The 25,138-nt window shown below is 64.9% G+C and carries 20 protein-coding genes; 11 read left to right on the top strand and 9 right to left on the bottom strand.

The annotated features are described in order from the left end of the window. The first annotated feature begins 143 nt into the window (after positions 1-143). From rpsB to parC, 4 genes are all read left to right on the top strand, one after another. Positions 144-932: a 30S ribosomal protein S2 gene (rpsB, locus tag ABF821_RS04990; RefSeq protein WP_182964058.1), complete on the top strand. Its 789-nt coding sequence runs from the start codon at positions 144-146 to the stop codon at positions 930-932. 117 nt (positions 933-1,049) lie between these two features. Then, entirely contained in the window at positions 1,050-1,955 is a 906-nt protein-coding gene (gene tsf, locus ABF821_RS04985; protein ID WP_183009146.1) for a translation elongation factor Ts, read from the top strand. Positions 1,956-1,996: 41 nt separating this feature from the next. Beyond that, entirely contained in the window at positions 1,997-2,746 is a 750-nt protein-coding gene (gene recO, locus ABF821_RS04980) for a DNA repair protein RecO (RefSeq protein WP_415529243.1), read from the top strand. An 80-nt stretch (positions 2,747-2,826) separates the two neighbouring features. After that, positions 2,827-5,046, top strand: a complete 2,220-nt coding sequence (gene parC / locus ABF821_RS04975; RefSeq protein ID WP_182973522.1) for a DNA topoisomerase IV subunit A — start codon at positions 2,827-2,829, stop codon at positions 5,044-5,046. A 27-nt stretch (positions 5,047-5,073) separates the two neighbouring features. Here the strand turns inward: parC and ABF821_RS04970 are convergent, their stop codons facing one another. From ABF821_RS04970 to ABF821_RS04960, 3 genes are all read right to left on the bottom strand, one after another. Beyond that, entirely contained in the window at positions 5,074-5,853 is a 780-nt protein-coding gene (locus ABF821_RS04970; RefSeq protein ID WP_415529242.1) for an arginyltransferase, read from the bottom strand. A gap of 173 nt (positions 5,854-6,026) precedes the next feature. Further along, positions 6,027-7,022, bottom strand: coding sequence for a porphobilinogen synthase (gene hemB / locus ABF821_RS04965; protein WP_182973524.1), 996 nt, complete (start codon positions 7,020-7,022; stop codon positions 6,027-6,029). Positions 7,023-7,121: 99 nt separating this feature from the next. Further along, positions 7,122-8,522, bottom strand: coding sequence for an APC family permease (locus ABF821_RS04960; RefSeq protein ID WP_415529253.1), 1,401 nt, complete (start codon positions 8,520-8,522; stop codon positions 7,122-7,124). Between the two features lie 269 nt (positions 8,523-8,791). On the opposite strand from ABF821_RS04960, the gene glyA reads away from it, so the two are divergent. Beyond that, positions 8,792-10,090, top strand: coding sequence for a serine hydroxymethyltransferase (glyA, locus tag ABF821_RS04955; RefSeq protein ID WP_415529241.1), 1,299 nt, complete (start codon positions 8,792-8,794; stop codon positions 10,088-10,090). 143 nt (positions 10,091-10,233) lie between these two features. Here glyA and ABF821_RS04950 read toward each other — a convergent pair whose 3' ends face one another. Genes ABF821_RS04950 through ABF821_RS04940 form a run of 3 tightly spaced genes read right to left on the bottom strand, consistent with a single transcriptional unit; the run spans position 10,234 to position 14,052 of the window. Continuing rightward, positions 10,234-11,565, bottom strand: a complete 1,332-nt coding sequence (locus ABF821_RS04950; protein ID WP_415529240.1) for a c-type cytochrome — start codon at positions 11,563-11,565, stop codon at positions 10,234-10,236. Beyond that, positions 11,562-13,340: a GMC family oxidoreductase gene (locus ABF821_RS04945; RefSeq protein WP_415529239.1), complete on the bottom strand. Its 1,779-nt coding sequence runs from the start codon at positions 13,338-13,340 to the stop codon at positions 11,562-11,564. The genes ABF821_RS04950 and ABF821_RS04945 overlap by 4 nt, the downstream gene beginning before the upstream one ends. 13 nt (positions 13,341-13,353) lie before the next feature. Continuing rightward, positions 13,354-14,052, bottom strand: a complete 699-nt coding sequence (locus ABF821_RS04940) for a gluconate 2-dehydrogenase subunit 3 family protein (RefSeq protein WP_182973528.1) — start codon at positions 14,050-14,052, stop codon at positions 13,354-13,356. A 318-nt stretch (positions 14,053-14,370) separates the two neighbouring features. Between ABF821_RS04940 and ABF821_RS04935 the strand changes: the two genes are divergently transcribed. Further along, on the top strand, positions 14,371-15,396 hold the full coding sequence (locus ABF821_RS04935; RefSeq protein ID WP_415529238.1) for a LacI family DNA-binding transcriptional regulator: 1,026 nt from the start codon (positions 14,371-14,373) through the stop codon (positions 15,394-15,396). A 294-nt stretch (positions 15,397-15,690) separates the two neighbouring features. Here ABF821_RS04935 and ABF821_RS04930 read toward each other — a convergent pair whose 3' ends face one another. Beyond that, the gene (locus ABF821_RS04930; protein ID WP_246401689.1) at positions 15,691-17,421 is read right to left on the bottom strand and encodes a carbohydrate porin; all 1,731 of its coding nucleotides are present in this window, start codon (positions 17,419-17,421) and stop codon (positions 15,691-15,693) included. 310 nt (positions 17,422-17,731) lie between these two features. Between ABF821_RS04930 and ABF821_RS04925 the strand changes: the two genes are divergently transcribed. The 5 genes from ABF821_RS04925 to ABF821_RS04905 all read left to right on the top strand — a co-directional run bounded on the left by ABF821_RS04925 (position 17,732) and on the right by ABF821_RS04905 (position 23,333). Beyond that, positions 17,732-18,247, top strand: a complete 516-nt coding sequence (locus ABF821_RS04925) for a GlcG/HbpS family heme-binding protein (RefSeq protein ID WP_182973530.1) — start codon at positions 17,732-17,734, stop codon at positions 18,245-18,247. Positions 18,248-18,417: 170 nt separating this feature from the next. Further along, entirely contained in the window at positions 18,418-19,047 is a 630-nt protein-coding gene (locus tag ABF821_RS04920; protein ID WP_415529237.1) for a sugar dehydrogenase complex small subunit, read from the top strand. 3 nt (positions 19,048-19,050) lie between these two features. Beyond that, complete coding sequence (locus ABF821_RS04915; protein ID WP_183009156.1) at positions 19,051-20,709, top strand: GMC family oxidoreductase; 1,659 nt, start codon at positions 19,051-19,053, stop codon at positions 20,707-20,709. Continuing rightward, positions 20,706-22,133 carry a cytochrome c gene (locus ABF821_RS04910; protein WP_259654702.1) on the top strand — a complete coding sequence of 476 codons (1,428 nt, stop codon included), beginning with the start codon at positions 20,706-20,708 and terminating at the stop codon, positions 22,131-22,133. Before ABF821_RS04915 ends, ABF821_RS04910 begins: the two co-directional genes overlap by 4 nt. 48 nt (positions 22,134-22,181) lie before the next feature. Further along, positions 22,182-23,333, top strand: a complete 1,152-nt coding sequence (locus ABF821_RS04905) for a hypothetical protein (protein ID WP_415529236.1) — start codon at positions 22,182-22,184, stop codon at positions 23,331-23,333. 73 nt (positions 23,334-23,406) lie between these two features. Here ABF821_RS04905 and ABF821_RS04900 read toward each other — a convergent pair whose 3' ends face one another. Beyond that, the gene (locus ABF821_RS04900; RefSeq protein ID WP_415529235.1) at positions 23,407-24,438 is read right to left on the bottom strand and encodes a succinylglutamate desuccinylase/aspartoacylase family protein; all 1,032 of its coding nucleotides are present in this window, start codon (positions 24,436-24,438) and stop codon (positions 23,407-23,409) included. A 210-nt stretch (positions 24,439-24,648) separates the two neighbouring features. Then, positions 24,649-25,138 (bottom strand): helicase-related protein (locus ABF821_RS04895; RefSeq protein WP_415529234.1); only part of this gene is annotated, 490 nt, incomplete at its 5' end.

Below are 25,138 nucleotides of genomic sequence, written 5' to 3'. Positions count from 1 at the left end.
CTTGCATTGCGGGGCAAAAATGGCCATAGGACGCCCGTCGGTGGAGACACCGGCAATTCGCACGCGAGGCAATTCCTCTGGTGTCCCTGAGCGGGACGGGGGTCTCGCGGAGGACCAACCAGAAGATCAAGGATTCAGCCATCATGGCTATGCCCGATTTCACCATGCGCCAACTGCTGGAAGCCGGCGTTCATTTCGGCCATCACACCCGTCGCTGGAACCCGCGCATGGCGCCGTTCCTGTTCGGTGTGCGCAACCAGGTCCATATCATCGACCTGCAGCAGACGGTGCCGATGCTGGACCGCGCCCTCAAGGCGATCCGTGACACCGTTGCCGGTGGCGGCCGCGTCCTGTTCGTCGGCACCAAGCGGGCCGCCGCCGACCAGATCGCCGAAGCCGCGAAGCGCTCCGGCCAGTATTACGTCAACCATCGCTGGCTGGGCGGCATGCTGACGAACTGGAAGACCATCACCGGTTCGATCAAGCGCCTGCGCCAGATCGACGACATGCTGAGCGGCGACACGCACGGCCTGACGAAGAAGGAAATCCTCGACATCACCCGCAACCGCGAGAAGCTCGAGCGCTCGCTGGGTGGCATCAAGGAAATGGGCGGCCTGCCGGACATCCTGTTCGTGATCGACACGAACAAGGAGAAGCTGGCGGTCGAGGAAGCCAACAAGCTCGGTATCCCGGTCGTGGCGATCCTGGACAGCAATTCCGACCCGCGCGGCGTGACCTTCCCGATTCCGGGCAACGACGACGCCATCCGTGCCATCGCCCTGTATTGCGAGCTGGTGTCGGGCGCGGTGCTGGACGGCATTTCGGCCGAGCTGGGCGCCTCGGGCGAGGATTTCGGCGCTGCCGAGGAACTGCCGATCGACACCGCCGCCGAAGTGGCGGCAGCGGAAGCCGAGACCGCTCCGGCGGTCTGATCCCGGCGGATCGCTGAAAGGACCCCGGCTCATCCGGGACGGGGTCTTGACGATATGAAAGCGCGGGCGTGTCCGGCCGGAAGGCAGGGCGCGCCCCTGCCTTGAGGAGAGACGGATATGGCGGAGATTACCGCAGCTCTGGTGAAGGAACTTCGCGAGAAGACCGGCGCCGGCATGATGGATTGCAAGAAGGCCCTGAACGAGGCCGCTGGCGAGATCGAAGCGGCCATCGACTGGCTGCGCAAGAAGGGTCTGGCCGCCGCAGCGAAGAAGTCGGGCCGTGTCACGGCGGAAGGCCTGGTTGGCGTGGCTTCGGCTCCGAACCGTGCCGCCATCGTCGAAGTGAACGCCGAGACCGATTTCGTTGCCCGCAACGAGAGCTTCCAGGGTTTCGTCGAGGCCGTGGCCAAGGCCGCGCTGGTCGCCGGCGAGGATCTGGAGAAGATCAAGGACGTCGTGCTCGAGAGCGGCCGCACGGTTGCCGACGAACTGACGCACCTGATCGCGACCATCGGCGAGAACATGTCGATCCGTCGCGCCCGCGTGCTGAGCGTGCCGTCGGGCGTCGTGGCCAGCTACATCCATTCGGCCGTGCGTCCGGGCCTGGGCAAGATCGGCGTTCTCGCCGCCATCGAAGCGCCGTCCGAGAGCGAGGCGCTGGAGACGCTGGGCCGCCAGATCGGCATGCATGTCGCCGCGACCCGCCCGGCCGCGCTGGATATCGACAGCGTCGATCCGGCTTCGCTGGAGCGTGAGCGCGCTGTGCTGGTCGAGCAGGCGCGTGCGTCGGGCAAGCCCGAGGCGATCATCGAGAAGATGGTCGATGGCCGTATCCGCAAGTTCTACGAGGAAGTCGTTCTTCTGGAGCAGGTGTGGGTGCATGACGGCGAGAGCCGCGTGCGCGCGGTCGTCGAGAAGGCCGGTGCGAAGCTGAACGGCTTCGAGCGCTTCCAGCTCGGTGAAGGCATCGAGAAGGAAGAGAACGACTTCGCGGCTGAAGTCGCGAAGGCCGCTGGCGGCTGATCGACGCCCGGTAACGGCATGAACGGGGCGGGGCCTTCCTGATGGAATGGGAGGCACCCGCCCTTGTGCTGTCTGCGGCCCCGTACGGGGAGAGCAGCGCCATCGTTCATCTGCTGACCGAGGAACATGGATTGTTCCACGGTCTGTCGCGCGGTGGGGCCGCGCGCGCCGGGCGGGCCTTGTGGCAGCCCGGTAATCTGGTCCGGGCCGTTTGGCGTGGACGTCTGCCCGAGCAATTGGGCAATCTCTCCGGCGAACTGGTGCATGGGTCGGCGGCGCGGGTGATGTCCGCTCCGCTGGCTCTGGCCATGCTGGCCTCGGTCTGTGCGGTGGCGGATAGCAGCCTGCCGGAACGGGAGCCCCATCCCCGCATCTTCCATCTTCTGACCCGTTTCTTTGCCCTGATCAGCCTCGACCCCGATATGGCGGCGTGGAACGGCATGGCGGCCCTGTTGCGGTGGGAGGCCTGTCTGCTGAGTGATCTGGGTTATGGCCTTGATCTGTCGGCCTGTGCGGTCACGGGGGCGACGGAGGGGCTGGCCTGGGTATCGCCCCGGACTGGACGGGCAGTCAGCGACGCGGGGGCCGGGACGTGGCGACCGCGCCTGCTGCGTCTGCCGCCTCTTTTTATGGATGAGACCGACCCCGGCACCAGCATCGACTGGCAGGATGGGTTGCGGCTGACGGGGTATTTCCTGGCGCGCGACGCCTTCGGCCAGCATCATCGGCCGCTGCCGGCGGCGCGTCTGCGGTTGGTGGATATGATCGGGGCGCTGGCGGCTACGGCCTGATCGTTCGTTCGCCATTCATCCGCGTGATGGACAAATCCTGTCTTTTCTCTATCTGTTCCCCCCGGACAGGAGGAGCGCGCATGTCAGTGGAAACCAGTGGCCATATCGAGGAGACCCCCCTCGCGGAGGCGTTGAGCGAGCGCTATCTGGCCTATGCGATGTCCACCATCATGTCGCGGTCGCTGCCCGACGTGCGCGACGGGCTGAAGCCGGTGCATCGGCGGATGATCTACGCGATGCGGCAGTTGCGGCTGGACCCGAGTTCCGGGTTCAAGAAATGCGCCCGCGTCGTCGGCGACGTGATCGGTAAATACCATCCGCATGGCGATGCCTCGGTCTATGAGGCGCTGGTGCGGCTGGCGCAGGATTTTGCCGTGCGGTACCCGCTGGTCGAAGGGCAGGGGAATTTCGGCTCGATCGACGGCGATAACGCGGCGGCCATGCGGTACACCGAAGCCCGGATGACCGAGGTCGCGCGTGCGCTGTTGCAGGGAATCGACGAGGATTCGGTCGATTTTCGCCCGACCTACGATGGTGAGGAAGAAGAGCCCGTCGTCATGCCGGCGGCCTTTCCGAACCTGCTGGCCAATGGGGCCGCGGGAATCGCGGTGGGCATGGCCACCAATATTCCGCCCCATAATGTTGGCGAGATCTGCGACGCGGCGATGCTGCTGGTCCGCAAGCCCGATTCCAGCGTGGCGGACCTAATGGCGCTGATGCCTGGACCGGATTTTCCGACCGGCGGCGTCATTGTGGAAGATCGCGAGACGCTGTTGCAGGCCTATGAGACCGGGCGCGGCAGCATTCGCATCCGTGCCCGCTGGGCGGTGGAGCCGGGGCGCTTCGGCACCTGGCAGATCGTGGTGACGGAAATTCCGTACCAGGTACAGAAATCGCGCCTGATCGAGTTGATCGCCGATCTGATGGAGCAGAAGAAGCTGCCGCTTCTGGGCGATATCCGCGACGAGAGCACCACCGACATTCGGCTGGTGCTGGAGCCGAAATCGCGCGGCGTCGAGCCTGAAGTGCTGATGGAGACGCTGTTCCGCGCCACGCCGCTGGAAAGCCGCTTCGGCCTGAACATGAATGTGCTGGGGGCCGACCGGGTGCCCGGCGTGCGCGATCTGCGCGCGGTGTTGCAGGCGTGGCTGGACCACCGGCATGAGGTGCTGCAACGGCGCAGTCGCCATCGGTTGCAGGCGGTGGATCGCCGGCTGGAGATTCTGGACGGTTTCCTGGCTGTCTACCTCAATCTTGACGAGGTGATTCGCATCATCCGCGAAGAGGATGATGCGAAGGCCGGGCTGATGGCCACGTTCTCGCTGACCGAGTTGCAGGCGGATTCGGTTTTGAACATGCGGCTGCGCAGCCTGCGCCGGCTGGAAGAGATCGAGATCCGCAAGGAGCATGCCGAGCTGAGTGCCGAGCGCGCGGGCCTGAATGACCTGCTGGAGAGCGAGGCCCTGCGCTGGAAGACGATCACCGGGGAAATCAAGGAGATCCGTAAGGCGTTCGGCGGTGGCAAGCTGGGTGCGCGGCGCACTGAACTGGCGGACCCGCCGCGTGCCATCGACGTGTCGGTGGTGGAGGCCGTGGAGCGCGAGCCGCTGACCCTGATCATGTCGGCGAACGGGTGGGTCAAGACCGTCAAGGGCCATGCGGTCGATCCGGCGGCGCAGAAATTCAAGGAGGGGGACAGGTTCCGCCTCGCGGTGGAATGCCAGTCCACCGACCGGTTGTGCTTCTTCGCGACCGATGGGCGGGCCTTTACGCTGCGGGCCGCCGACCTGCCGCGTGGGCGGGGCGATGGCCAGCCGATCCGCCTGCTGGCCGATCTGTCGAACGACGAGGATGTGGTGGCGGTGTTCCCTGTACGCGAGGGCGGACGGCACCTTCTGGCCTCCAGTTCCGGACGTGGCCTTGTGGTGCGCGATGAGGACATGGTGGCGGAAAAGCGTACCGGGCGGCAGGTGCTGAACCTGAAGGACGATGAGAGCGCGCGCATCTGCCTGCCGGTTGAGGGCGACCATGTGGTGGTGCTGGGCCAGAATCACCGCATGTTGGTCTTTCCGGTGGCGCAGTTGCCGGAAATGGCGCGGGGACTCGGCGTCGCCTTGCAGAAATACAAGGACGGTGGGTTGCTGGATGCCTGCATCCTCTCATCGACGGCCGGCGTGGCCTGGCCCGATCCGGCGCGCGTGCGTGGCTTCGCCGATTTCCGCGATTATCTGGGCAAGCGGGCGGATGTCGGCCGCGCGGCACCCGCATGGGCGACCCGGAAGCCCAAGCCGAAGGCGTGAGGCCGGGCGGGAAGCCGGCGCGCCCCGCTATTCCGGCAGGCTGACCGGGAAGCGGGGCGCGTTGCTGCCTTGGGCCGGTAGGTTGGCGAGGTCGAGCGCCGTCCAACTGCCGTGATGGAGGATTTCCGCCGGGCGGAAGCGGGATTTATAGGCCATCTTGGCGCTGTCGCGAATCCAGTAGCCCAGATACAGGTAGGGCAGGCCGAGGCGGCCGGCATGCGCGACCAGGTGCATGATGGCGTAGGACCCTAGCGAGTGGTCTTCCATGCCGGGGTCGAAGAAGCTGTAGACCGCCGACAGCCCGTCATCCATCCGGTCGATCAGGCTGACGCAGACGAGCTGGTCTTCCTGGGTGCGGAACTCGACCATGGCCGTATCGACCGGCGTATCCTCGATCATCGCGCGGTAATCGTAGAAATTCATGCCCGCCATGTCGCCTTCCGCATGGCGGGCGAACTGGTAGCGCTGGAACAGGACGAACTGTTCGGTCGTGGCGTGGGCCGGGACTTCGAACCCTTCGATCGTCGCGTTGCGGCGCAGGGTGCGGCGTTGCGTCCGGTCTGGGCTGAAGGTCGCGACCGGCACCCGGATGGGGACGCAGGCATTGCATGACGGGCACACCGGGGCATAGGCGATGGTGTGGCTGCGGCGAAAGCCGGCGCGGGACAGGCGGTTGTGCAGCCGTTCGGCGTCCGGGCCGCCGATGTCGGTCACGACCTTGCGTTCCATGCGGCCGGATACATAGGGGCATGGCATGGGGGCGGTCGTGTAGAAAAGCTGCGGACGACGCGGCGATGTATAGGTCATACGCCTCCTCGACTGGCTCCAGCGCCCCATATGGGCCGACGGTGACAGCGGCCCCGTACAATGAACCTGCGCGTCGCGAGGCAGCGATCAGGACCGATGGTAACGGCAAAGCCGCCGCCTTGCATCACAAACCGCCATGGGAATGACGATTTGTGACATGCGCATGACGCGGCTTAGCCGTTGCGCAGGCGGCGCGCGGCCTCGACCGCGAAATAGGTCAGCACGCCGTTGGCACCCGCCCGGCGGAAGGCCAGCAGGCTTTCCAGCATCGTGCGCTCCGGGTCCAGCCAGCCATTTTCCATCGCGGCGGTCAGCATCGCGTATTCGCCCGACACCTGATACGCGAAAGTGGGGACGGCGAAGCGGTCGTGGACGCGGCGGATGATGTCCAGATAGGGCATGCCCGGCTTGACCATCACCATGTCCGCGCCTTCGGCCAGGTCCAGCGCGACTTCGCGCAGGGCCTCGTCGCTGTTGGCGGGGTCCATCTGATAGGTCTTCTTGTCGCCCTTCAGCAGGCCGCCCGAGCCGAGCGCATCGCGGAACGGGCCGTAGAAGGCGCTGGCATATTTGGCGGCGTAGGACATGATCCGCGTGCCGACCAGCCCCTGGGCGTCCAGGTCGCGCCGGATGGCGCCGATGCGGCCGTCCATCATGTCGGAGGGGGCGATGATGTCGATGCCCGCCGCCGCCTGGTTGACGGCCTGCCGCGACAGGATTTCGACGGATTCGTCGTTGACGACGTAGCCGTCGCGGACCAGCCCGTCATGCCCGTGGCTGGTGTAAGGGTCCAGCGCCACGTCGCCGATCAGGCCCATTTCGGGGAATTCGCGCTTCAGCAGGCGGGCGGCGCGGCACATCAGATTGTCCGGATTGAGGGCCTCGGTGCCCTTTTCGTCGCGCTGGCTGGTGGGGGTGATGGGGAACAGCGCGAGGGCCGGGATGTCCAGCCTGGCCGCCGGTTCGACATGGGCGGCCAGCCGATCCAGCGTGACGCGGCGCACGCCGGGCATCGAGGCCACGTCGGTTTCGCTGTCCGTGCCTTCCATGACGAAGATCGGCCAGATCAGATTGTCGACCGTCAGTGTCGTCTCGGCAACCAGGCGACGGGTGAACGGGTCCTGCCGGTTGCGGCGCGGACGGGTGGTGGGATACTGGCCGAGCGTCATGATGCGGTCTCCGGAAATGACCGACATATTATGGAACGCGTTCGCCAGCGTGGCCAGACGCGGCCACCGGGGGGCTGTGCCCCGGTGGCCGCGTGGCGGTCAGGCGTCTTTGGCCAGATGGCTGTTGCGGCGGCTGTAGCCGAAATAGATCACCATGCCGATGATCAGCCAGACGGCCAGCCGGACCCATGTGAGACCGTCCAGCGACAGCATGACCGCCGAGCAGCAGACGATGCCGAGGACGGGAATGATCGGCCCGCCGGGCACGCGGAAGCGGCGTTCCATGTCCGGGGCGCTGCGGCGCAGGAACATGACGCCGATACAGACGATGACGAAGGCCAGCAGGGTGCCGATCGAGGTCATGTGCGCGAGTTGGTCGATCGGCAGGAACGCCGCCAGCGCGCCGGTCAGGACCATGAACAGCAGGTTGGAATACCACGGCGTGCGCCAGGTTGGGTGGATGGAGGCGAACAGGCGCGGCAGCAGCCCGTCGCGCGACATGGCGTAGAAGACGCGGCTCTGGCCCAGCAGCAGCACCAGCAGCACCGAGGTGAAGCCGCAGATGATGCCGAACTTCACGGCCAGTTTCAGCCAGTTGAAGGGCGTCTGGTCGATCGCGGTGGCGACCGGGGCGGCATCGCCCAGCATGTCCTTGTAATTCACCAGACCGGTCAGCACGAGCGAGAACAGGACATAGGCGATGGTGCAGATCACCAGGCTGCCCAGGATGCCGATCGGCATGTCGCGGGCGGGATTGCGGGCTTCCTGCGCCGCCGTGGAAACGGCGTCGAAACCGACATAGGCGAAGAAGATGGTGCCGGCGGCGCGCATGATGCCGGAGAAGCCGAAATGGCCGAACGTGCCGGTGTTGTCCGGGATGAAGGGGACGTAGTTCGCCGTCTTGATATAGGGCAGGCCGAACGCGACGACGGCGATGATGATCGCCAGCTTCACCACCACGATGATGGCATTGACCCGCGCCGATTCGGACACGCCGCGGATCAGCAGCGCCGAGACGACGCAGATGATGAAGGCCGCCGGCATGTTCATCAGCCCCGTGACGTGGCTGCCGTCGGGCAGCGCGACCGTCTCGAAGGGCGAGGCCAGCAACCTGGGCGGGAGCGAGATCCCCCAACTGCCGAGCAGCGACGAGACGTAGCGCGACCAACTGACCGAGACGGCGGCGGCGCCGACGGCGTATTCCAGCACCAGATCCCAGCCGATGATCCAGGCGACGACCTCGCCCAGCGCCATGTAGGCATAGCTGTAGGCGCTGCCCGCGATCGGGATCATGCTGGCCAGTTCGCTGTAGCACAGGCCGGCGAAGCCGCAGGCGATGGCGGCGATGATGTAGGACAGCACCACGGCGGGGCCGGCGTTTTCCGACGCGGCGATACCGGTCAGCGAGAACAGGCCGGCGCCGATGGTGCAGCCGACGCCCAGCGCGATCAGGCTGGCTGGGCCGAGAACCCTGCGCAGACCCTCGCTGTCGGAAGGCATTTCGATTCGTTTGCGGCGGAGCAGGCTCGAGCTGGACTGAGTAACGGGCGGCTGCGCCATGCAGGGCGTCTCCTGAGAAGGGGGTGTGAGAGGGGAATGTGCCGGGTCGCTGGGCGGTCGGCGGGAGGATATCGGTTATTCGGCGTGTGGCCTCGCCGGGGTGGAGACGCTAGAATGCGCAAAATTGCAATGACGCGCGGGCGGGGGCCATGGGAACTTTTCCGGGGACCGGCTAAAGGCGTTGTACGAAAGTTTTGGAGAATATAACGATGCCGGACCAGTTGAGCCAGAGCGGGTTGCAGTCCTATTTCCGTGCCCCCCTTTCCGAGCGCGATCCGGCCGTGGCCGGGATGATCGCCGGTGAACTGGAGCGGCAGCGCGACGGGATCGAACTGATCGCCAGTGAGAACATGGTTTCGCAGGCCGTGCTGGACGCCCAGGGCAGCGTCCTGACCAACAAATATGCCGAGGGCTATCCGGGCCGGCGCTATTACGGCGGCTGCGTCGAGGTGGACAAGGTCGAGGCGCTGGCGATCGAGCGGGTGAAGACGCTGTTCGGGGCCGGGTTCGCCAATGTGCAGCCGCATTCCGGCGCCAATGCCAACCAGGCCGCCTTCATGGCGCTGGTCAGCCCCGGCGACACGATCCTGGGCATGAGCCTGGCCGCCGGCGGGCACCTGACGCACGGGGCCGCGCCGAACTATTCCGGCAAATGGTTCAATGCGGTGCAGTATGGCGTGCGCCGCGAGGATGGCCTGCTGGATTACGAGGAGATGGAGCGCCTGGCCCGCGCCGAGCGGCCGAAGCTGATCGTGGCCGGTGGCTCGGCCTATCCGCGCGTGATCGACTTCGCGCGCTTCCGTGCCATCGCCGATGAGGTCGGGGCCTATCTGATGGTCGACATGGCTCATTTCGCCGGGCTGGTGGCGGCCGGGCTGTATCCCTCGCCGGTGCCGCACGCCCATGTCGTGACCAGCACCACGCACAAGACGCTGCGCGGGCCGCGTGGCGGGCTGATCCTGACCAATGACGCCGACCTGGCGAAGAAGATCAATTCGGCGGTGTTCCCCGGCCTTCAGGGCGGCCCGCTGATGCATGTGATCGCCGGCAAGGCGGTGGCGTTCGGCGAGGCGCTTCAGCCGGAATTCCGCACCTATCAGGAAGCGGTGGCGGCCAATGCCAACGCGCTGGCCGAGACGCTGCTGGCGCGGGGCTTCGACATCGTGACCGGCGGCACCGACAGCCATCTGCTGCTGGTGGACCTGCGCCCCAAGAAGGTGACCGGCCGGGCCGCCGAGCGCGCCCTGGAGCGGGCGGGCATCACGGCGAATAAGAATGCCGTGCCGTTCGACCCGGAAAAGCCGGCGGTGACCTCGGGCATCCGTCTGGGCAGCCCGGCCGCCACGGCGCGCGGGTTCGGCGTGGCGGAGTTTCGGGCGATCGGCGAGATGATCGACGAGGTTCTGACCGCCGTGGCCGAGAAGGGCGACGAGGGATGCACCCAGACCGAGCAGGCGGTGCATGGGAAGGTGAAGGCGCTCTGCGCCCGTTTCCCGATCTATCGCTGAATTTTCCCCGGATTTTCTCCGGATTCTGAAACGGGAACGGGCGCCGGAGATGATCCGGCGCCCGTTTCTTTTTTTGGGCGTTTGCCGCCGCCTTTCGGTGCCCGGAGACCGTGCCGGGCACCCTGGGGCCTGTTTCCGCCGGTTCAGTTCAGCGGCACGGGCTTTTCGTCCAGCACCCGCGGGGGGGCGGATTTTTGCAGGCTGGCGACCGTCGCGGCATCGACGGGGGAGGCGTTGTTGCCCCAGGCGCCACGGATGAACGTCACCACGTCCGCGATCTGCTGCGCGCTGAGCATCTGGCTGTAGGACGGCATGACGAAGGCCGACGGTGCCTTGGTCATGCCCGGAAGGGCCGCGCCGCTCTGAACGACATGGACCAGGGAATCCGGCTGCTCGCTCATGACCACCGGGTTGCCGGCGAGCGGCGGGAAGGCCGGAGCGTAGCCGTGGCCGTCCGTGCGGTGGCAGGCGGCGCAATGATCGACATACACCTTGGCCCCGCGGGCCGAGGCATCGCCGTGTTGCAGGGCGGTCGCGGCCGCCGGGTCATACCGCCATGCCGCCACGTTCGGGCTGTTGGGCTGGAGGGAGCGGAGATACTGCGCCATGGCGCGCAAATCCTCCGGGCTGAGATGCTGCGTGCCGTGATAGACGGCGTCGGTCATGCCGCCGAACGATTCGCCTTTCAGGTTCCGCCCGGCGGACAGGAATGCGACGATGTCATCCTCGGACCAGGAAGCCAGGCCGGTGCGCTGGTCCTGGCGCAGGCTGGTCGGCACGAAACCGTCGATCGGCGCGCCGCCCGACAGGAACGCCGTGCCCGAACTGGCGGACAGGGCCTTTTCCTGCAAGGCGATGCCGCGCGGAGAATGACAGGCGCCGCAATGGCCGGGGCCTTCCACCAGATAGGCGCCGCGTGCGATGGCGGGCGTGGGGAAAGTGCGGTTGACGTCTTTCTGTGCCGACGCGACGGAGGGGGCGAAGACCGCGCGCCAGAAAATCATCGGCCAGCGCATCGACATGGGCCAGGGGATGCCGTTGGCGGGAGCCGCCTGGGCGACCGGCTGCACGCCTTTCATGAAATAGACGTAGAGCGCGTGGATGTCGCTGTCGCTCATGCGGGCATAGGACGGGAACGGCATGGCCGGATAGAGGCTGGCGCCGTCCTTGCGGACGCCCTCACGCACCGCGCGGGCGAACTCGGCCTCGGAATAGGTGCCGATGCCATGAGCCGGGTCGGGCGAGATATTGGATGAGTAGATCGATCCAATAGGGAGCTTGAATTCCATGCCGCCCCCGTAGGGCTTGCCGCCCTTGATGGTGTGGCAGGCACTGCAATCCGAGGCTTCCGCGACGTAGCGCCCCTTGGCGACCAGATCCGCCGATGCGTCCGCGCGTGCCAGCGGCATGTGGCCAAGCACGAGAAGGGCGGCGGCGCCAAGTGCGGTCGTGAAGGAGAACGTGCAGTGTTTCATGCTTGCACCATGGGGCCGGGGTTTTTCAGATAGGTCGTGCGGATGTGATAGGCTGCCCAATAGGCAAGCGCGGCCACCATGCCGGTCGGGTTGTATCCCATGCCCTGCGGGAAGGCGCTGGCACCGATGACGAAGACGTTCGAAACGTCCCAGCTTTGCAGGTAGCGGTTGACGGCGCTGGTCTTCGGGTCGGCGCCCATGACCGCGCCGCCGCCCAGATGCGTCGTCTGGTAGCGGCGGGTATCGAACAACTCGTTGGCGTGCAGATGGCCCAGCGCGTACCGCGTCGCGCCCATCTCCTTTATGATCGGCTCGATCTTGCTGACCACATACTGGTTCATCCGGATGTCGTTGTCCTTCCAGGTGAAGGTCATCCGGAGCAGCGCCTGGCCGTAGGCATCCTTGTAGGTCGGATCGAGGTCCAGATAGACGTCGCGATAGGCCATGTTGCTGCCGTGGGCGTCGATCGTCAGGGAGTGGCGGTAGGTTTCGACCATCGCGTCCTTGTAGCCTTCGCCCCAGGTCGGGGCGTTGCCGGCGGGACCGCCGATGGCGGCGGCGATCGGCTTGACGCCGGCCTGGTTAACCCACACGGGCGAGCCGCCCACGAAGCCGAGCGGGCCGTGGTCGAAATTCATGCTGTTGAAATCGTCGATGGCGACACCCGCGCCGCCGGCGCCGACGAACAGGTTGGTGTACTGCTTGGAGGGCAGCCAGGCGCGGGAGGTCGTGATGGTCTGGTACACGAAGTTCCGCCCGATCGTGCCGGTGTTCTTGACCGGGTCATAGGGCTCGCCGATGCCGGAGAGCAGCATGAGATGGACGTTGTGGAACTGGAAGGCGCTGATGATGACGAGATCGGCCTTGAGCTGGACCTGCTGGTTGGTGTTCAGGTCGAGATAGGTGACGCCGGTCGCCTTCTTGCCGTCGCTGTCGAGATCGACCTTCAGGACGTGGGCCTTGGTGATCAGCGTGAATTTCGGGTCCTGGCGCAGGGCGGGCAGGATGTTCACGTTGGGCGACGCCTTGGAATACATGTAGCAGTCGTACCCGCTGCAATATCCGCAGAAATTGCACGGCCCCATCTGCACGCCGTAGGGGTTGGTATATTGGGCCGAGGCGTTGGCCGCCGGCAGGGAATAGGGGTGATAGCCGACATTGGCCGCCGCCTTCTTGAAAACCGTGGCGGAATAGACATCTTTCATCGCCGGCAGGGGGAAGGCGTCGGAGCGGTCGGGGGCGAAGGGGTTGCCGGTGCCGGCGACCTTGCCCTTGATGGTGTAGGGCTCGCCCGACGTACCGAAGACTTTCTCCGCCTTGTCGAAGAAGGGCTCCAGCTCTTCATACGTCACGTCGTAATCCTGAAGGTTCATGCCTTCGGGAATGAAATTCTTGCCGTATCGGGCGATGACGTTGGTGCGCAGGGCCAGGTCGTCGGGCGCGACGCGGAAATGGACCCCCGACCAGTGCAGCCCGGCCCCGCCGACGCCTTCGCCGGGGAGGAAGGCCGCGAGCCGGCGATAGGGCACCGCGTCCTGGTCCATCGTGTTGCGGATGGTGACGGTCGATTGCGAGAGATTCTGGAACAGGCGGTGACGGATGGCGCCGCGGAGTTCGTCGATGGAGGTGGGGTAATCGCCTTCCACGGCCGTGGCGCGATCTTCCCCGCGTTCCAGGACGGTGACCGAGAGGCCGGCTTCGGTCAGTTCCTTGGCAAGAATCGATCCTGCCCAGCCTGCGCCGATCACGATGGCGTCGGTCTTCTTCGTGGTCATGATATGAAAATCCTTAGGCTGTTTCGCCGGAAATCGAGACGGGTCCAAACGGGTAGGCGGCGCCTTCCTGGTTGACCCAGTCCATGAAATCCGCGCGGGCGCCGGGGAAGCCGAGCAGCGTCCAGCCGGCGAGACCCTTGTTGCCGCCGTAGAGAGGATCGGAAAAAACGCCTTCGAGCGTGTTCTGGCGCAACTGCTCGAAGAGGAGGTGTGCCGGAACGGCGCCCAGCGCCATCTCGCCGTGTTCGAACTCTTTCAGGACGGCCGTCTGCTCGGCGGTTTCGAGGTCGGCGAAGCTGCGGCCGTCATGGTGCGCGCGGACATAGGCGTCGGCGCCCGCGATGCCCTGGCGGTAGACTTCACGCGGGGGGAGGGAGAGCTGGTAGCCGAGATTGGCCGGCGCGCTGACGAAGGGGCCGGACATGTACCACAATTCGCCACGTCCATAGGCGGTGTCCATCTGGCGGTCGATGAACTCGGGGGCGCCGAGGCCGCGCGCGCCGGGACCGTGGGCGTCGGTCGGGTAGATCCGCTCGCACGCCGCGTTCAGGAAGCGCCATTCCTCCTTGTTGAAATAGCGCGGGGCATAGGGGCCTGCATTGCCGACGGCGAGCGCATCGGCCCAGACCTTGTGGTCGCTGTACAGCCAGAACGACGCGGACCCCAGGAGGCCGCCGATGAAGTGGCGCCGGGTCGGTGAGGGCATTTTCATTGTGGACTCCATCTCATAAAAAATACACACGGTGGGTTTTGGATGACGCTCAGCAGATGTCTCTGTGTATAGGGCGCCATGCTCGCGAAATTTTTATGCGTCTTTCGATATTGATTTCCTTTTTTTGGGTTTGTTTTTATTTTTATCTTTCTTGGGGATCGTTCTGACCATGATCAACACTTCCGATGTCTTTGAGGGAGGGGGAATGCCCCTTTGCGGATGACCGGAGCTATGGGATGATCGGCGGACGAAGAGGTGACTGTCTGAAATGCATCGCTTGAATGCTCATGGCCCGTCGCAATCAGAGGAGAGAGGCTGGTGAGCACAGGCGGCAGTCAGAAAAGGGTGAATTTGCAGTCGGTTGCCGAAGAAGCCGGGGTTTCGCGGGCGACCGCCTCGCTGGTGTTGCGGGAAAGCCCCCTTGTTTCGGCCGAAACGCGCAAGCGCGTGATCGCGGCCATGCACAAGCTTGGCTACATCTACAACCGGGGCGCCGCCAATCTCCGGCGGCAGAGGACCGGGACGATCGGCGTGGTGCTGTGCAATATCGGCAGCCCCTTCTACAGCAAGCTGCTGATCGGCATTGATGAAGTCTTCGTCGATGCCGGCATCGTGGCGCTTCTGGTCAACAGCGCCGAGAACATCGAACGGCAGATGCGCCAGATCTGGCGCCTGCGGGAACATGGCGTGGATGGGCTGATCATCTGTCCGGCGGTGGGAAGTGATGAAACGCTCCTTTCCGAAATCGAGAAAACGGGGCTGCCTTACGTGCAGGTGCTGCGCCATGTGTCCCCGACTGCCGGCGATTACGTGGGGCCGGATTATGCAGGGGGCACCGACCTCGCGGTTTCGCATCTGGTGCGGCATGGACGCAGGAAAATCGCCTTTCTGGGCGGAAACCCCGTGCACTCGGCGGCCTGCGAGCGGCTGGAAGGCTTCCAGCGCGCGCTCAGGCGTCATCGTCTGGAAAGCGACCTGATCGTACCGACGGACCTCGACAATCTGTCCGATTTCGGTTCGCTGGAAAGCCTTATGGCGTCCGCGTCCCCGCCGGATGCCGCGATCTGCTACAACGACATGGTTGCGCTGTCGCTCATGGGGCGGCTGCTCTCCGAGGGGGAATTGCCCGGTCGCGATTTCGCCGTGATCGGGGCCGATAACCTGCCGCAGGCCGCAACGTCCTTCCCCACCCTGACGACCATCGTGACGGACCCTGTCGGGGTGGGACGCAATGCCGCGCGGTTGCTGCTGGACCGGATTACGGAACCGCGCGCATCCAGCATGCGTGTTCTCGTATCGGGCCAGTTGATGGTCAGGGAAAGCTGCGGCGGCCCTCTGCCGTAAGAGCCTGTCCGCGCAGTCGGCCAGCCGGGCGGGCGTGTCTTTTTGAGCATGGGAACGGAGCGGCTCCGATGGGCGGCCGCCGCGACGCGCAGGATGTGCGCGTTGGATCGCCGGCAGGAGGACCTTGCCGACAGTCCGCGGGGCTGCGCGCCGTGTCCTGCCCGCCTGTACAGATCCGTGCGTTACGCGATCGTTGGACACGCGGGGGGACGATGCCGCCCGGTTGGGCGGCATTGTGCCGAAACGATCAGATACGGACGGAACCGTCATGCGCAAATATCCGCTTGGACCGATCTAAAAAAAGGAGACATAGGACTTAAAGCCCAGCACCGCGGAGTTCCGCAATCCCTTTTGGCCGTTGGGGTTCATATAGTACTGAAAGTCCGGGCTGAAGGTCACGCCGCGCATAACATGTATGGAATAATCGAGTTCCAGCACCTCAGCATTCGTCTGAATACCCGTGGCATGGTTGGGCATGCCGGTAAATTTGCCGGCGTTGACCATTGCGATGGTGGTGTCTCTCGTGCCCGGTGCGATGCTGACATAGGAAAACGCGGCGCCCAGGATATCCTGGGGGCGGCCGGGGAAGAGGCCCTGGCTCATGAACGCGCCATAGACTTCGAAATCACGGACTGAGGTGTAGGGAGAGTTGTAGATATAGCCGCCCATGAAGGTCAGGCCGCTGGTCTTGGGGCGGCCGGGATAGTTCATGATCTTCTGGTCGAACATAAAATATGTCTGCCACGAGGATTTCCGCATGAGTTGCTTGCCGCCGTGGACATAATAGGACTGTCCGGCGGTGTTGTAGTAATTGTCGGCGCGTTGGACATCGTCGAAAACGAAGCCGAGTTTATAATGGCCGGGAAGGTCGTGCTCGGCGCCGAATTTCGGTTCCCATTGGGTTTCGACGGGGATTTCGTATCCGACGATGTTGGCGCCGTTCCATTTGAAGCCCGTGCGGTGCTGAAAGTTCATGTAAATGCCGTTTTCCGCGAAATAAACGGCGGTCTGGACGTAAAGATCCTTGCGGGGGCGGCCCTTGAGGCGAAACGCCCAGGTCGCGGCCGGGTAACTGCCGTAATAGGTGCTGTCCGCCGCCGCCTTGGGACGCCCGCAGAACGAATTGTTCTGGAAATTGCAGAAGAGCGGGCTGGAGGCGAAATCCGACATCTGGGACATGCGGCCGCCGGCGATCAGGAGCCTGCCCTTATAGAGACTCTCCTCTCCGTACAGGGAGACAAGATGCACGACGACGTTGCCGCCGCCGCCATAGATTTCCGAACTATGGGCGAGCCAGTCGCCGAACATACGGTTGGCGGTCGTGCCGTAGCGACCGACGGTGGTCATGTGCGTCATGAACCCCTTCATGCCGGCCAGTTGTTCCCAGTCCACGGTCAGGTTGGCCGAGTATTGGCCCGCGTTGCTCGATCCCTGCCGATAGTTGCCGTAATGGGGGCCGCGCGTGGGGGCTTGCAGCGCGCCCGCATATTCGTTGGTGTTGTCGAAATGAAAGCCGATGCCGCGCCGTTCGAGCCACGGGATGACGCCGAAAAGGGTGGGGAACAGGGAAGGCGGCCCCCTGACGATGGGGGCCGGCTGTCCGCCCCGAGCGGCAAGGGGAGGGGATGGGTACGTCGTCAGGATACCCGGCGGAATGGATGCCTGTGGAGGGGCATTCTCCCGGACCGAGTTAAGTGGTGACGACGCATTCTGCTGCGGACCGAGATTCTCGTTCTGGCTCGGGACCTGCTTCGCAGATTTGGCCACCTTGGCGGAGCTTCGGGTGTCCTGTGCGAATGACGGGACGGTGTTTCCGGACAACTGGAGTAAGGTAAGAGTAGTAAGCGCAAAACTCCTGTATTTCCTGAAATTGAAGCAGGAACACTGTGCGATTTTTTGTTTATATACAGAGCCTGTCATCTGAAATCCGGTGACCTGAAGTGTATTATATACTTCGCACCTTATCCGAATCGTGCTGGGGGCTCGGATAAAATACTCGATATCGTTAGTCGAGCGAGATGCCATACAATCGTCATGCTTCACAGATCATGCCAGATCACGAAAACCGTGATCTGGTATGTGCGGGTGGCGAATCATGAAATCCATTTTAGACCGATATAAATTCCAGGCCGGTCGGAATTATGAAAAAAAATACATATTCTCATGAGGATGGCGGATTTTCGCGGGCTTCCTCCGGTGGCGTAAGCGGGTTGGCGGCGGCGATTATGACAGAGCGTTCACAATATAGTGATTTAGACCGATCTAGTGAAACTATGCCCGTGCATGGCAAAGGGCGCTCAAGACGTTAAGCGACACGACCCGAAAGGCGAGCCGGATGCTGCGACTCAAGAGTGCATCGACAAAGACCGTTTCCCGCGTTGCGTGTCGGTTGGCGTGCGGGTTCGTCGTCGGCCTGAACCTGCTGGCGGGGGTGGCCCACGCGGAGACCCGCTCTGCCGGCGTGATCGCGCTGCCTCAGGCACGGGCGATGGCGCAGGCGGCGGAGAGCAAGGCGGTGGCGAATGGTACGGCCATTGTCGTGTATGTGGTGGATGCCGGCGGGCGGACGATCCTGACCGAACGGATGGCGGATGCGCAGATTGCGAGCCTCGATCTGGCCGAACGCAAGGCGATCAGCGCGGTCTTTTACAAGCGCCCCTCCGCCGCGTTCGAAACGGCGCTGGCCGGTGGGAAAATGGCCGTGCTGGCCCTGCCGCATGCCATGCCGGCTGCTGGTGGAATCCCGATTTTTCATGATGGCCGTCTGATCGGCGCCATTGGGGTGAGCGGAGGAAACAACGCTCAGGATGAGCAGGCGGCGCAAGCCGGCCTGGCAGCGATGAAAGAGTGAGCGGGCATTCCGGACGGTTTTTCACGGGGCAGGATTCATGGATCGGATCGCCCGCCCTTCCGTTGCGAAATCGTCTTGTCCTCGGCCATCCCGATGCGTGTTCTGGAGAAAAATGAGGCATGAACAGAAATAGTGACGTGAACGGCGACGGGTCCGCCCGGAAACCCGGAGTGAGTCGCCGCTCGCTCATGCTGGGGACGGTCGTTGCCGGCTTTTCGGCGGCTTTCGGCGAGTTCGGGTTCTCCGGCGATGTCGCCCATGCCGCGACGGTCGATGATGCGACGTTCCTGTCGGTCTCTCGTGCCATTACCGGGCATTCGGAACTGCATCCGGTCATCGCGCGCCGCCTGTTTGCGGTGATGCGGAAGACGTTTCCGGATTATGTCGCAAAAATACAGGCACTTTCCGGTCTGGTTGCCCAGGGGGGGACGCCCAGGGAGATTCTGGACCGTGCCGGAGACCTGAAGGATGACCTGCTGGCCCTGAACGCGGCCTGGTATACCGGCTCGGTGCAGGACAAGACGAATGCGCCAATGGTCGCGTACTACGATGCGCTGATGTACCAGCCGACGCGCGATGGGCTGCCGGTGCCGACCTATTGCTTCGATCGTCCGGGCTGGTGGACGGAGACGCCGCCGCCGCTGGGGATTCCCGTTCATGCGCCGCTGCCGGCCACGCCGCCGGCTCCGATGCCGCAGGGTGCCGGCGTCGAGGGCAAGGCGCCACGGCAGACGCCGCCGCTGGGGACCATTCCCCCGTCATCTCCCCCTCATTCTCCGTTGCCGCACAGGGAGCAATAAATCGTGGCCAAACCAGAATTTTCCCAGTCCGGCGACGTTTCGGCCGATGTCGTCGTCGTCGGCTCGGGGGTCGTGGGCGGCATGATCGCGAACGAGCTTGCGGCCGCGGGTCGTTCGGTCGTCATTCTCGAAGCCGGCCTGCGCCTCAAGCGGGAAGAGTATGTCGAGAACTGGCGGAACATGTCGTTCCATAACCGCCTGCATTCCGATTTCCAGGGGCTTTATCCGCAATCTCCGCTGGCCCAGGCGCCGCTATATTTTCCGCCGAACGATTATGTCGGTCTGTCCGGTCCCAATGGTTCGGCATTCAAGCAGGGGTATCTGCGGACGGTCGGTGGCACGACGTGGCATTGGGCGGCGTCCTGCTGGCGGCATCTGCCCGTCGATTTCGAGATGAAGTCGCGTTATGGCGTCGGCCGGGACTGGGCGATTTCCTATAACGAGCTTGAGCCGTACTATTGCCGGGCGGAAGAGGAGATGGGGGTTTCCGGCCCGCACGACGTTTCCCTCCAGTCGCCTCCGGAACGGAGCCGGCCTTATCCCCGTGACATGATCCCCTTCGGGTATGGCGATCGTCGGGTCGCGGAGATCGTGAATCCGCATGGTTTTCATCTGGTGCCCATTCCGCAGGGGCGCAGCATGGAGCCTTTCGGCGACCGTCCGTCGTGCTGCGGCAACAATAACTGCCAGCCGATCTGCCCGATCGGCGCCATGTATAACGGCATCCAGCATATCGACCGGGCGGAAGCCAACGGGGCGGTGACGCTCGCCGAAGCCGTCGTCTACCGGATGGATACGGACGAGAACAACCGGATCACGGCCGTCTACTGGTATGACGCGCACCGCCAGTCGCACAAGGCGACCGGCAAGACGTTCGTGCTGGCGTGCAACGGGATCGAGACGCCCCGGCTGCTGCTGCTGGCGGCCAATGCCCGCAACCCGAACGGCATCGCCAATTCGTCCGACCAGGTTGGCCGGAACATGATGGACCATTCGGGCGTGCATGCGTCGTTCCTGGCGAACGAGCCGCTGTGGTTCGGGCGCGGGCCGGCGCAGAGCAGTTGCATCGTCGGGCCGCGGGACGGTGGGTTCCGCAGCGAGTATTCCGCGAACAAGATGATCCTGAACAATATCAGCCGTGTTGCGCCGGCGACCCAGCAGGCGCTGGCGCTCGGGCTGGTGGGCCAGGAACTGGATGACGAGATCCGCCGGCGCGCGGCGTGCGGTGTCGATCTGTCGATCAGCCTGGAGCCGTTGCCTGACCCCAATAACCGCTTGACCCTGAGCAGCACGCGCAAGGACCCGCTGGGTCTGGCATGTCCGGACATTCATTATGATGTCGGCGATTATGTTCGCAAGGGACTGGAGTCGGTCAACGAGCAGGTCAAGCAGATCGCGGGTCTTCTGGGCGGCACCGAACTGCGCATCACGACCGATTACAACGCGAACAATCACATCATGGGCGGCACGATCATGGGAAAGAATCCCAAGGATTCGGTCGTCGACGGTGATTGCCGCGCCCATGATCACCCCAATCTCTGGCTGCCCGGCGGCGGGGCGATGGCTTCGGCCAGCGTGGTGAACACGACGTTGAGCATGGCGGCCCTCGGCCTGAAAGCGGCTGATTCCATCAAAGCGGATTTCGAAAAGGGACGGGCATGATGCAGAGTTCCAGGAAGGTGCGGGAACTGGCCGGTCATCTCGGACTGGCCGCCGCAGCGCTGGTATTGTCCTGCTCTGTCGTTCGGGCGCAGGTGCCGGAGCCGAATGAGGCCATTGCCCAGCGCGGGCACTATCTTGCCGTCGCGGCGGATTGCGCCGCCTGCCATACGGCGCCGGGTGGCGGAAAGCCGTTTGCCGGTGGCTATGGAATCGCATCGCCCCTGGGCGCGATCTATGCCACCAACATCACGCCTTCGAAGACGTACGGCATCGGCGCCTATACCGAGGCGCAGTTTGCCCGCGCGTTGCGCGAGGGGATTCGTGGCGATGGCGCGCATCTTTATCCCGCGATGCCATACACGTCGTACACCAAGCTGACCGACGAAGACATTCACGCGCTGTATGTCTATTTCATGACCGACGTGAAGCCGGTCGAGGCGAAGGCGCGGGAGACGGCGCTGCCGTTCCCGTACAATATTCGCGCCAGCATGGCGTTCTGGAACCTGCTCTTCTTGGACGATACGCGCTTCAAGCCGGAGCCGGGCAAGTCGGCGGAAGTCAATCGCGGGCATTACCTGGCTTACGCGCTGGCGCATTGCGATACCTGCCACACGCCGCGCAATGCGATGATGGCCGAGATCGGCAGCAAGGCCCTGGGCGGCGCGTCGCTGGGGTCGTGGTATGCGCCCAATGTCACGTCTGATCAGAAAAGCGGTGTCGGAGGCTGGAGCGATGATGATCTCGCCCGGTATCTGAAGACCGGCGACGTGCCGGGGAAGGCCCAGGCCGGCGGCCCGATGGCGGAGGCTGTGGAGCATAGTTTCCAGTATCTGGACGACAGCGATATTCGGGCGATCGTTGCTTATATCAAGCAGGTTCCCGCGATTTCGGACAGTCGGGATACCGCGCCGCGCGATGCGTATGGCAAGGCGTCCGACCGTGAGACCGCTTATCGCGGTCTGCCGGAAAGCGGGATGAGCCGTGGGGAGCGCCTATTTACCGGCGAATGCGCGGCCTGCCATCGTCCGACGGGCAAGGGGAGCCCCGACGGGTATTATCCGCAGCTCTTCCATAATACGGCTGTCGGCGCGCCGATCGCGGATAACCTGATTTCGACGATCCTGACGGGCGTCAGGCGCGAAGTGGGCGGCCATACGGTCTATATGCCGGGCTTTGGCGAGGGATCGTACGTGGATGCGCTCTCCGATCAGGACATTGCCGATGTCAGCAACTATGTTGAGCAGGAATTCGGCAATCCGGCCGTGAAGGTCTCGGCGGAGGACGTGAAGCTGATCCGCTCGGGTGGTCCCAAGCCGCTGATCGCAAAGCTTGGAGCCTATGCCGTGCCGGGCATGATCGTCGGGGTTCTGGTCCTGGCCGGTCTTGTCGTGCTGATGGTGCGTCGGGTCCGGAAGACACGTTGAAAATTGAAACATGGGCCGGTTTCAGGGACTGATGGGTGGATATCGAAGATGCGCAACACACTGACGCTTGCCTTTACGGCACTGCTTGCCATGTCCTCGCCGGTCTGCGCGCAGACGGTCGTTTCGGCCAATGACGGGCACTCCATTCTGCGCAATGGAGTGCAGGTTCTGCCGCAACCGCTGGTTCCCGACACGCTGTCCGTTCTGGAAAGGGCCGCGAACGGTGTGTGGGGTGTGCGGGCGAGCCTGAATGTGCCCGTCAGCGTGATCGGGCCGCCGACGGCGCTTGAATTCACGCATGACGGCAAGACCGTCCTCGTGTCCTCGGCGTCGAAGCCCGACGTGAAGACGAACAAGATCGTCCCCGACGATCGTATCAGCGTCGTGGACCTGTCGGGTGCGAAGCCCCGGCTGGTCCAGCAGGTGGCCTCCGCCGCCGGGGCGACCACGATGCGCTTTACCCCCGACGGACAGCATCTGCTGGTCGCCAACGGCAGGTCGGGCGTGTTGACGTGGTTTCGCTTCGACGGGCACAGGCTGGGTGACCGCAAGGTCATCACGCTGCCGGTTTCGGGCTTTCCGGCCGGCGTCGCGATCCTGCCGGATGGCAAGCGGGCGCTTGTGAGCCTGTGGCAGGCGGATCGGGTCTATCTGCTGCATATCGACGGCGACGCGATCACCGTCGATCCCACGCCGCTGAACATCGCGCCCGGCCCGTGGAACATCCAGATGACGAAGGATGGGCATTACGCGGTCATGGGTATGCTGGGGCATGGGGAAGGGCTGCCGGGTGCCCTGTCGGTGCTGGACCTGACGGCGTCGCCGATCCGGGAGATCCAGCGCGTGACGGTGCCCAATGCGCCCGAGGGGCTCGATATCTCCCCCGATGGGCGGTATGTCGCCGTCGTGTCGCAGAATGGTTCGGCGGTGCCGCCGACCTCGCCGCGCTATCATCCGCGTGGCGTGGTGACGGTCCTGTCCCTGAAGGACGGGCAGTTGCATACGCTCGCCCAGGCGCCGGGAACATTGTGGCCGCAGGGACTGGCCTTCTCGCCCGATGGGAAGGAAATCCTCGTTCAGGGCGTCATGGATCGCAGCCTGCTGACGCTGGGCTGGGATGGCGAGAAACTGGAGCGGGTCGGCGAAGCGCCCCTGCCGGGCGGCGGCGCGGATCTGGCGCGCTCTTCGGCGGCGGAGTGACGGACGGGCCGGCAACCTGACCGATCGGCCCGACTCATCGGCCTGACCGATCGGCGGGGTGTCGGGCGACTGGCTACGGTGGCGTGGGCAGGGTTCGGGCCAGGCGGACGGCGGTTTGCCCCCGGCCGGGGCGCAGGTTGGGCATGACCAGCATGCAGTCTGGGTAGGGGGTCCGGATCTCGTCCGGGCCGTCCTGGGCCAGCAGGGTGCCCCGGCGGCGGATGATTTCGCCGCCCTGGAAGGGGCGGACGAAGCGGAAGCAGGGCGTTTCGGCCGTGACGATATCGGTGACCATCAACTGGCGGCTGGCGGCGACCGGTGGCGTCGGTTCGGCGGGCAGCAGGCCGCTATGCCGCAGCAGCGCGCGCACCGCGCTGTCCGTCGTCCGGACCGTGTCGGCCGCCCAGTGCGCGCCGGCTTCCAGCAGGCAGGCGGCGTAGGGGCCGGCGGGGTCGGAAAACCGTTCGTAATCGATCAGGCGCGGGCCGGCCTTGTGGCCGTGGTCGGAGACGACCAGTGGCGGGTCGCCGATCATGGTCGCCAGGCGGCGGCCGCTTTCGGTGGCGCCAGCCAGGATCAGCGGCGCGCCGGGCCAGAGCATGGAATGCAGGTCCATCAGGATGTCGGCGGTTTCGATCACCGGCAGGATCGCCCGCGCCCGGTCCAGTTCCACCGAACGGCGCGGGCTGGACAGGACCTGCCGGCTCCAGACCCGGTTCATGTCTTCCTCGACGAAGCGTGAGGCGACCGGGTTGGCCGGGGTGAAGCGGGCGAGTGCCTCCGGATTGGCGAAGATCAGCGACAGGCGGCCCCGTGTCGGGCGGATGCGCTCGCGCAGCAGGCGGTCCAGCACGATGGCGCCGGCGAACTCGTTGCCATGGATCAGCGCCGTCAGCACGACATGGGGGCCGGGGCGCGGGGCCTCGTGATGCACCACGCCGGGAATGCCGCAATGGTCGGTCAGCCACGGCGAGAGGTCGGGCGGCGTGATGTCCTGGGTGAAGGCGGGCAGCGCCTGCGGCGGGGGCGGCAGGGTTTCGAGAAATTTCGGCCGGGCGCGGACGCGCGGCGACGCGCCGGGGCGGGAGCCTGTGCCGCAGCTCATCCCGTCACGCGCCGCGCGTCCGGGCGGCAGGTGCCGGACAGGCCATCGTCATGCACCACGGGAGCGGTCGGACAGGTCATGCAAATGATTTTATAGCGTCGCGCCGGACCTGCAATGCCATGGCGCGCCTGGGGCCTGTCCCGGCATCGGGACTGGGTGGCGCCGCGTGCATTCCCCGGCGGGCAGGTGGGCAGGCGGGCCGACGCGCGGTCAGGTGGGGTCGATGGCGGTGATTCGCGCGCTGGTCTGGCGTTCGATCTCGCGCAGCAACTGCCGTTCCTCGGGCGCGCACAGCGACAGCGCGGTGCCGCGCCGTCCGGCGCGGGCGGTGCGGCCGATGCGGTGGATATAGGTCTCGGGCTGTTCGGGAATGTCGTAATTCACCACCAGCGTCACATCGTCGATGTCGATGCCGCGTGCCATCACGTCGGTGGCGACCAGCACCCGCAGCGTGCCGCGCCGGAACGTGGCGAGCGTGCGGTCGCGTCTGGCCTGGCTGTGGTCGCCATGGAGGGCTGCCGCGGAGAGGCCGGCGGATTCCAGCGCGCGGGCCACGCTGTCGCTGGCCTGTTTGGTGCGGGTGAAGACCATGACCCTTTCGGGCGTGTCGCGCCTGAGCAGGGCGATCAGCGTCGCGTTCTTGCGCGCGGCGGCGACGAAGGCGACCTGCTGGCGGATGCGGGGCGGGGGGGCGGTGGCC

This window comes from Gluconacetobacter sp., assembly GCF_047721585.1.
In the GTDB taxonomy this organism is placed as follows: domain Bacteria; phylum Pseudomonadota; class Alphaproteobacteria; order Acetobacterales; family Acetobacteraceae; genus Gluconacetobacter; species Gluconacetobacter dulcium.
Note: the sequence above shows the minus strand (reverse complement) of the source record. Positions and strands in the feature narration are given on the sequence as shown.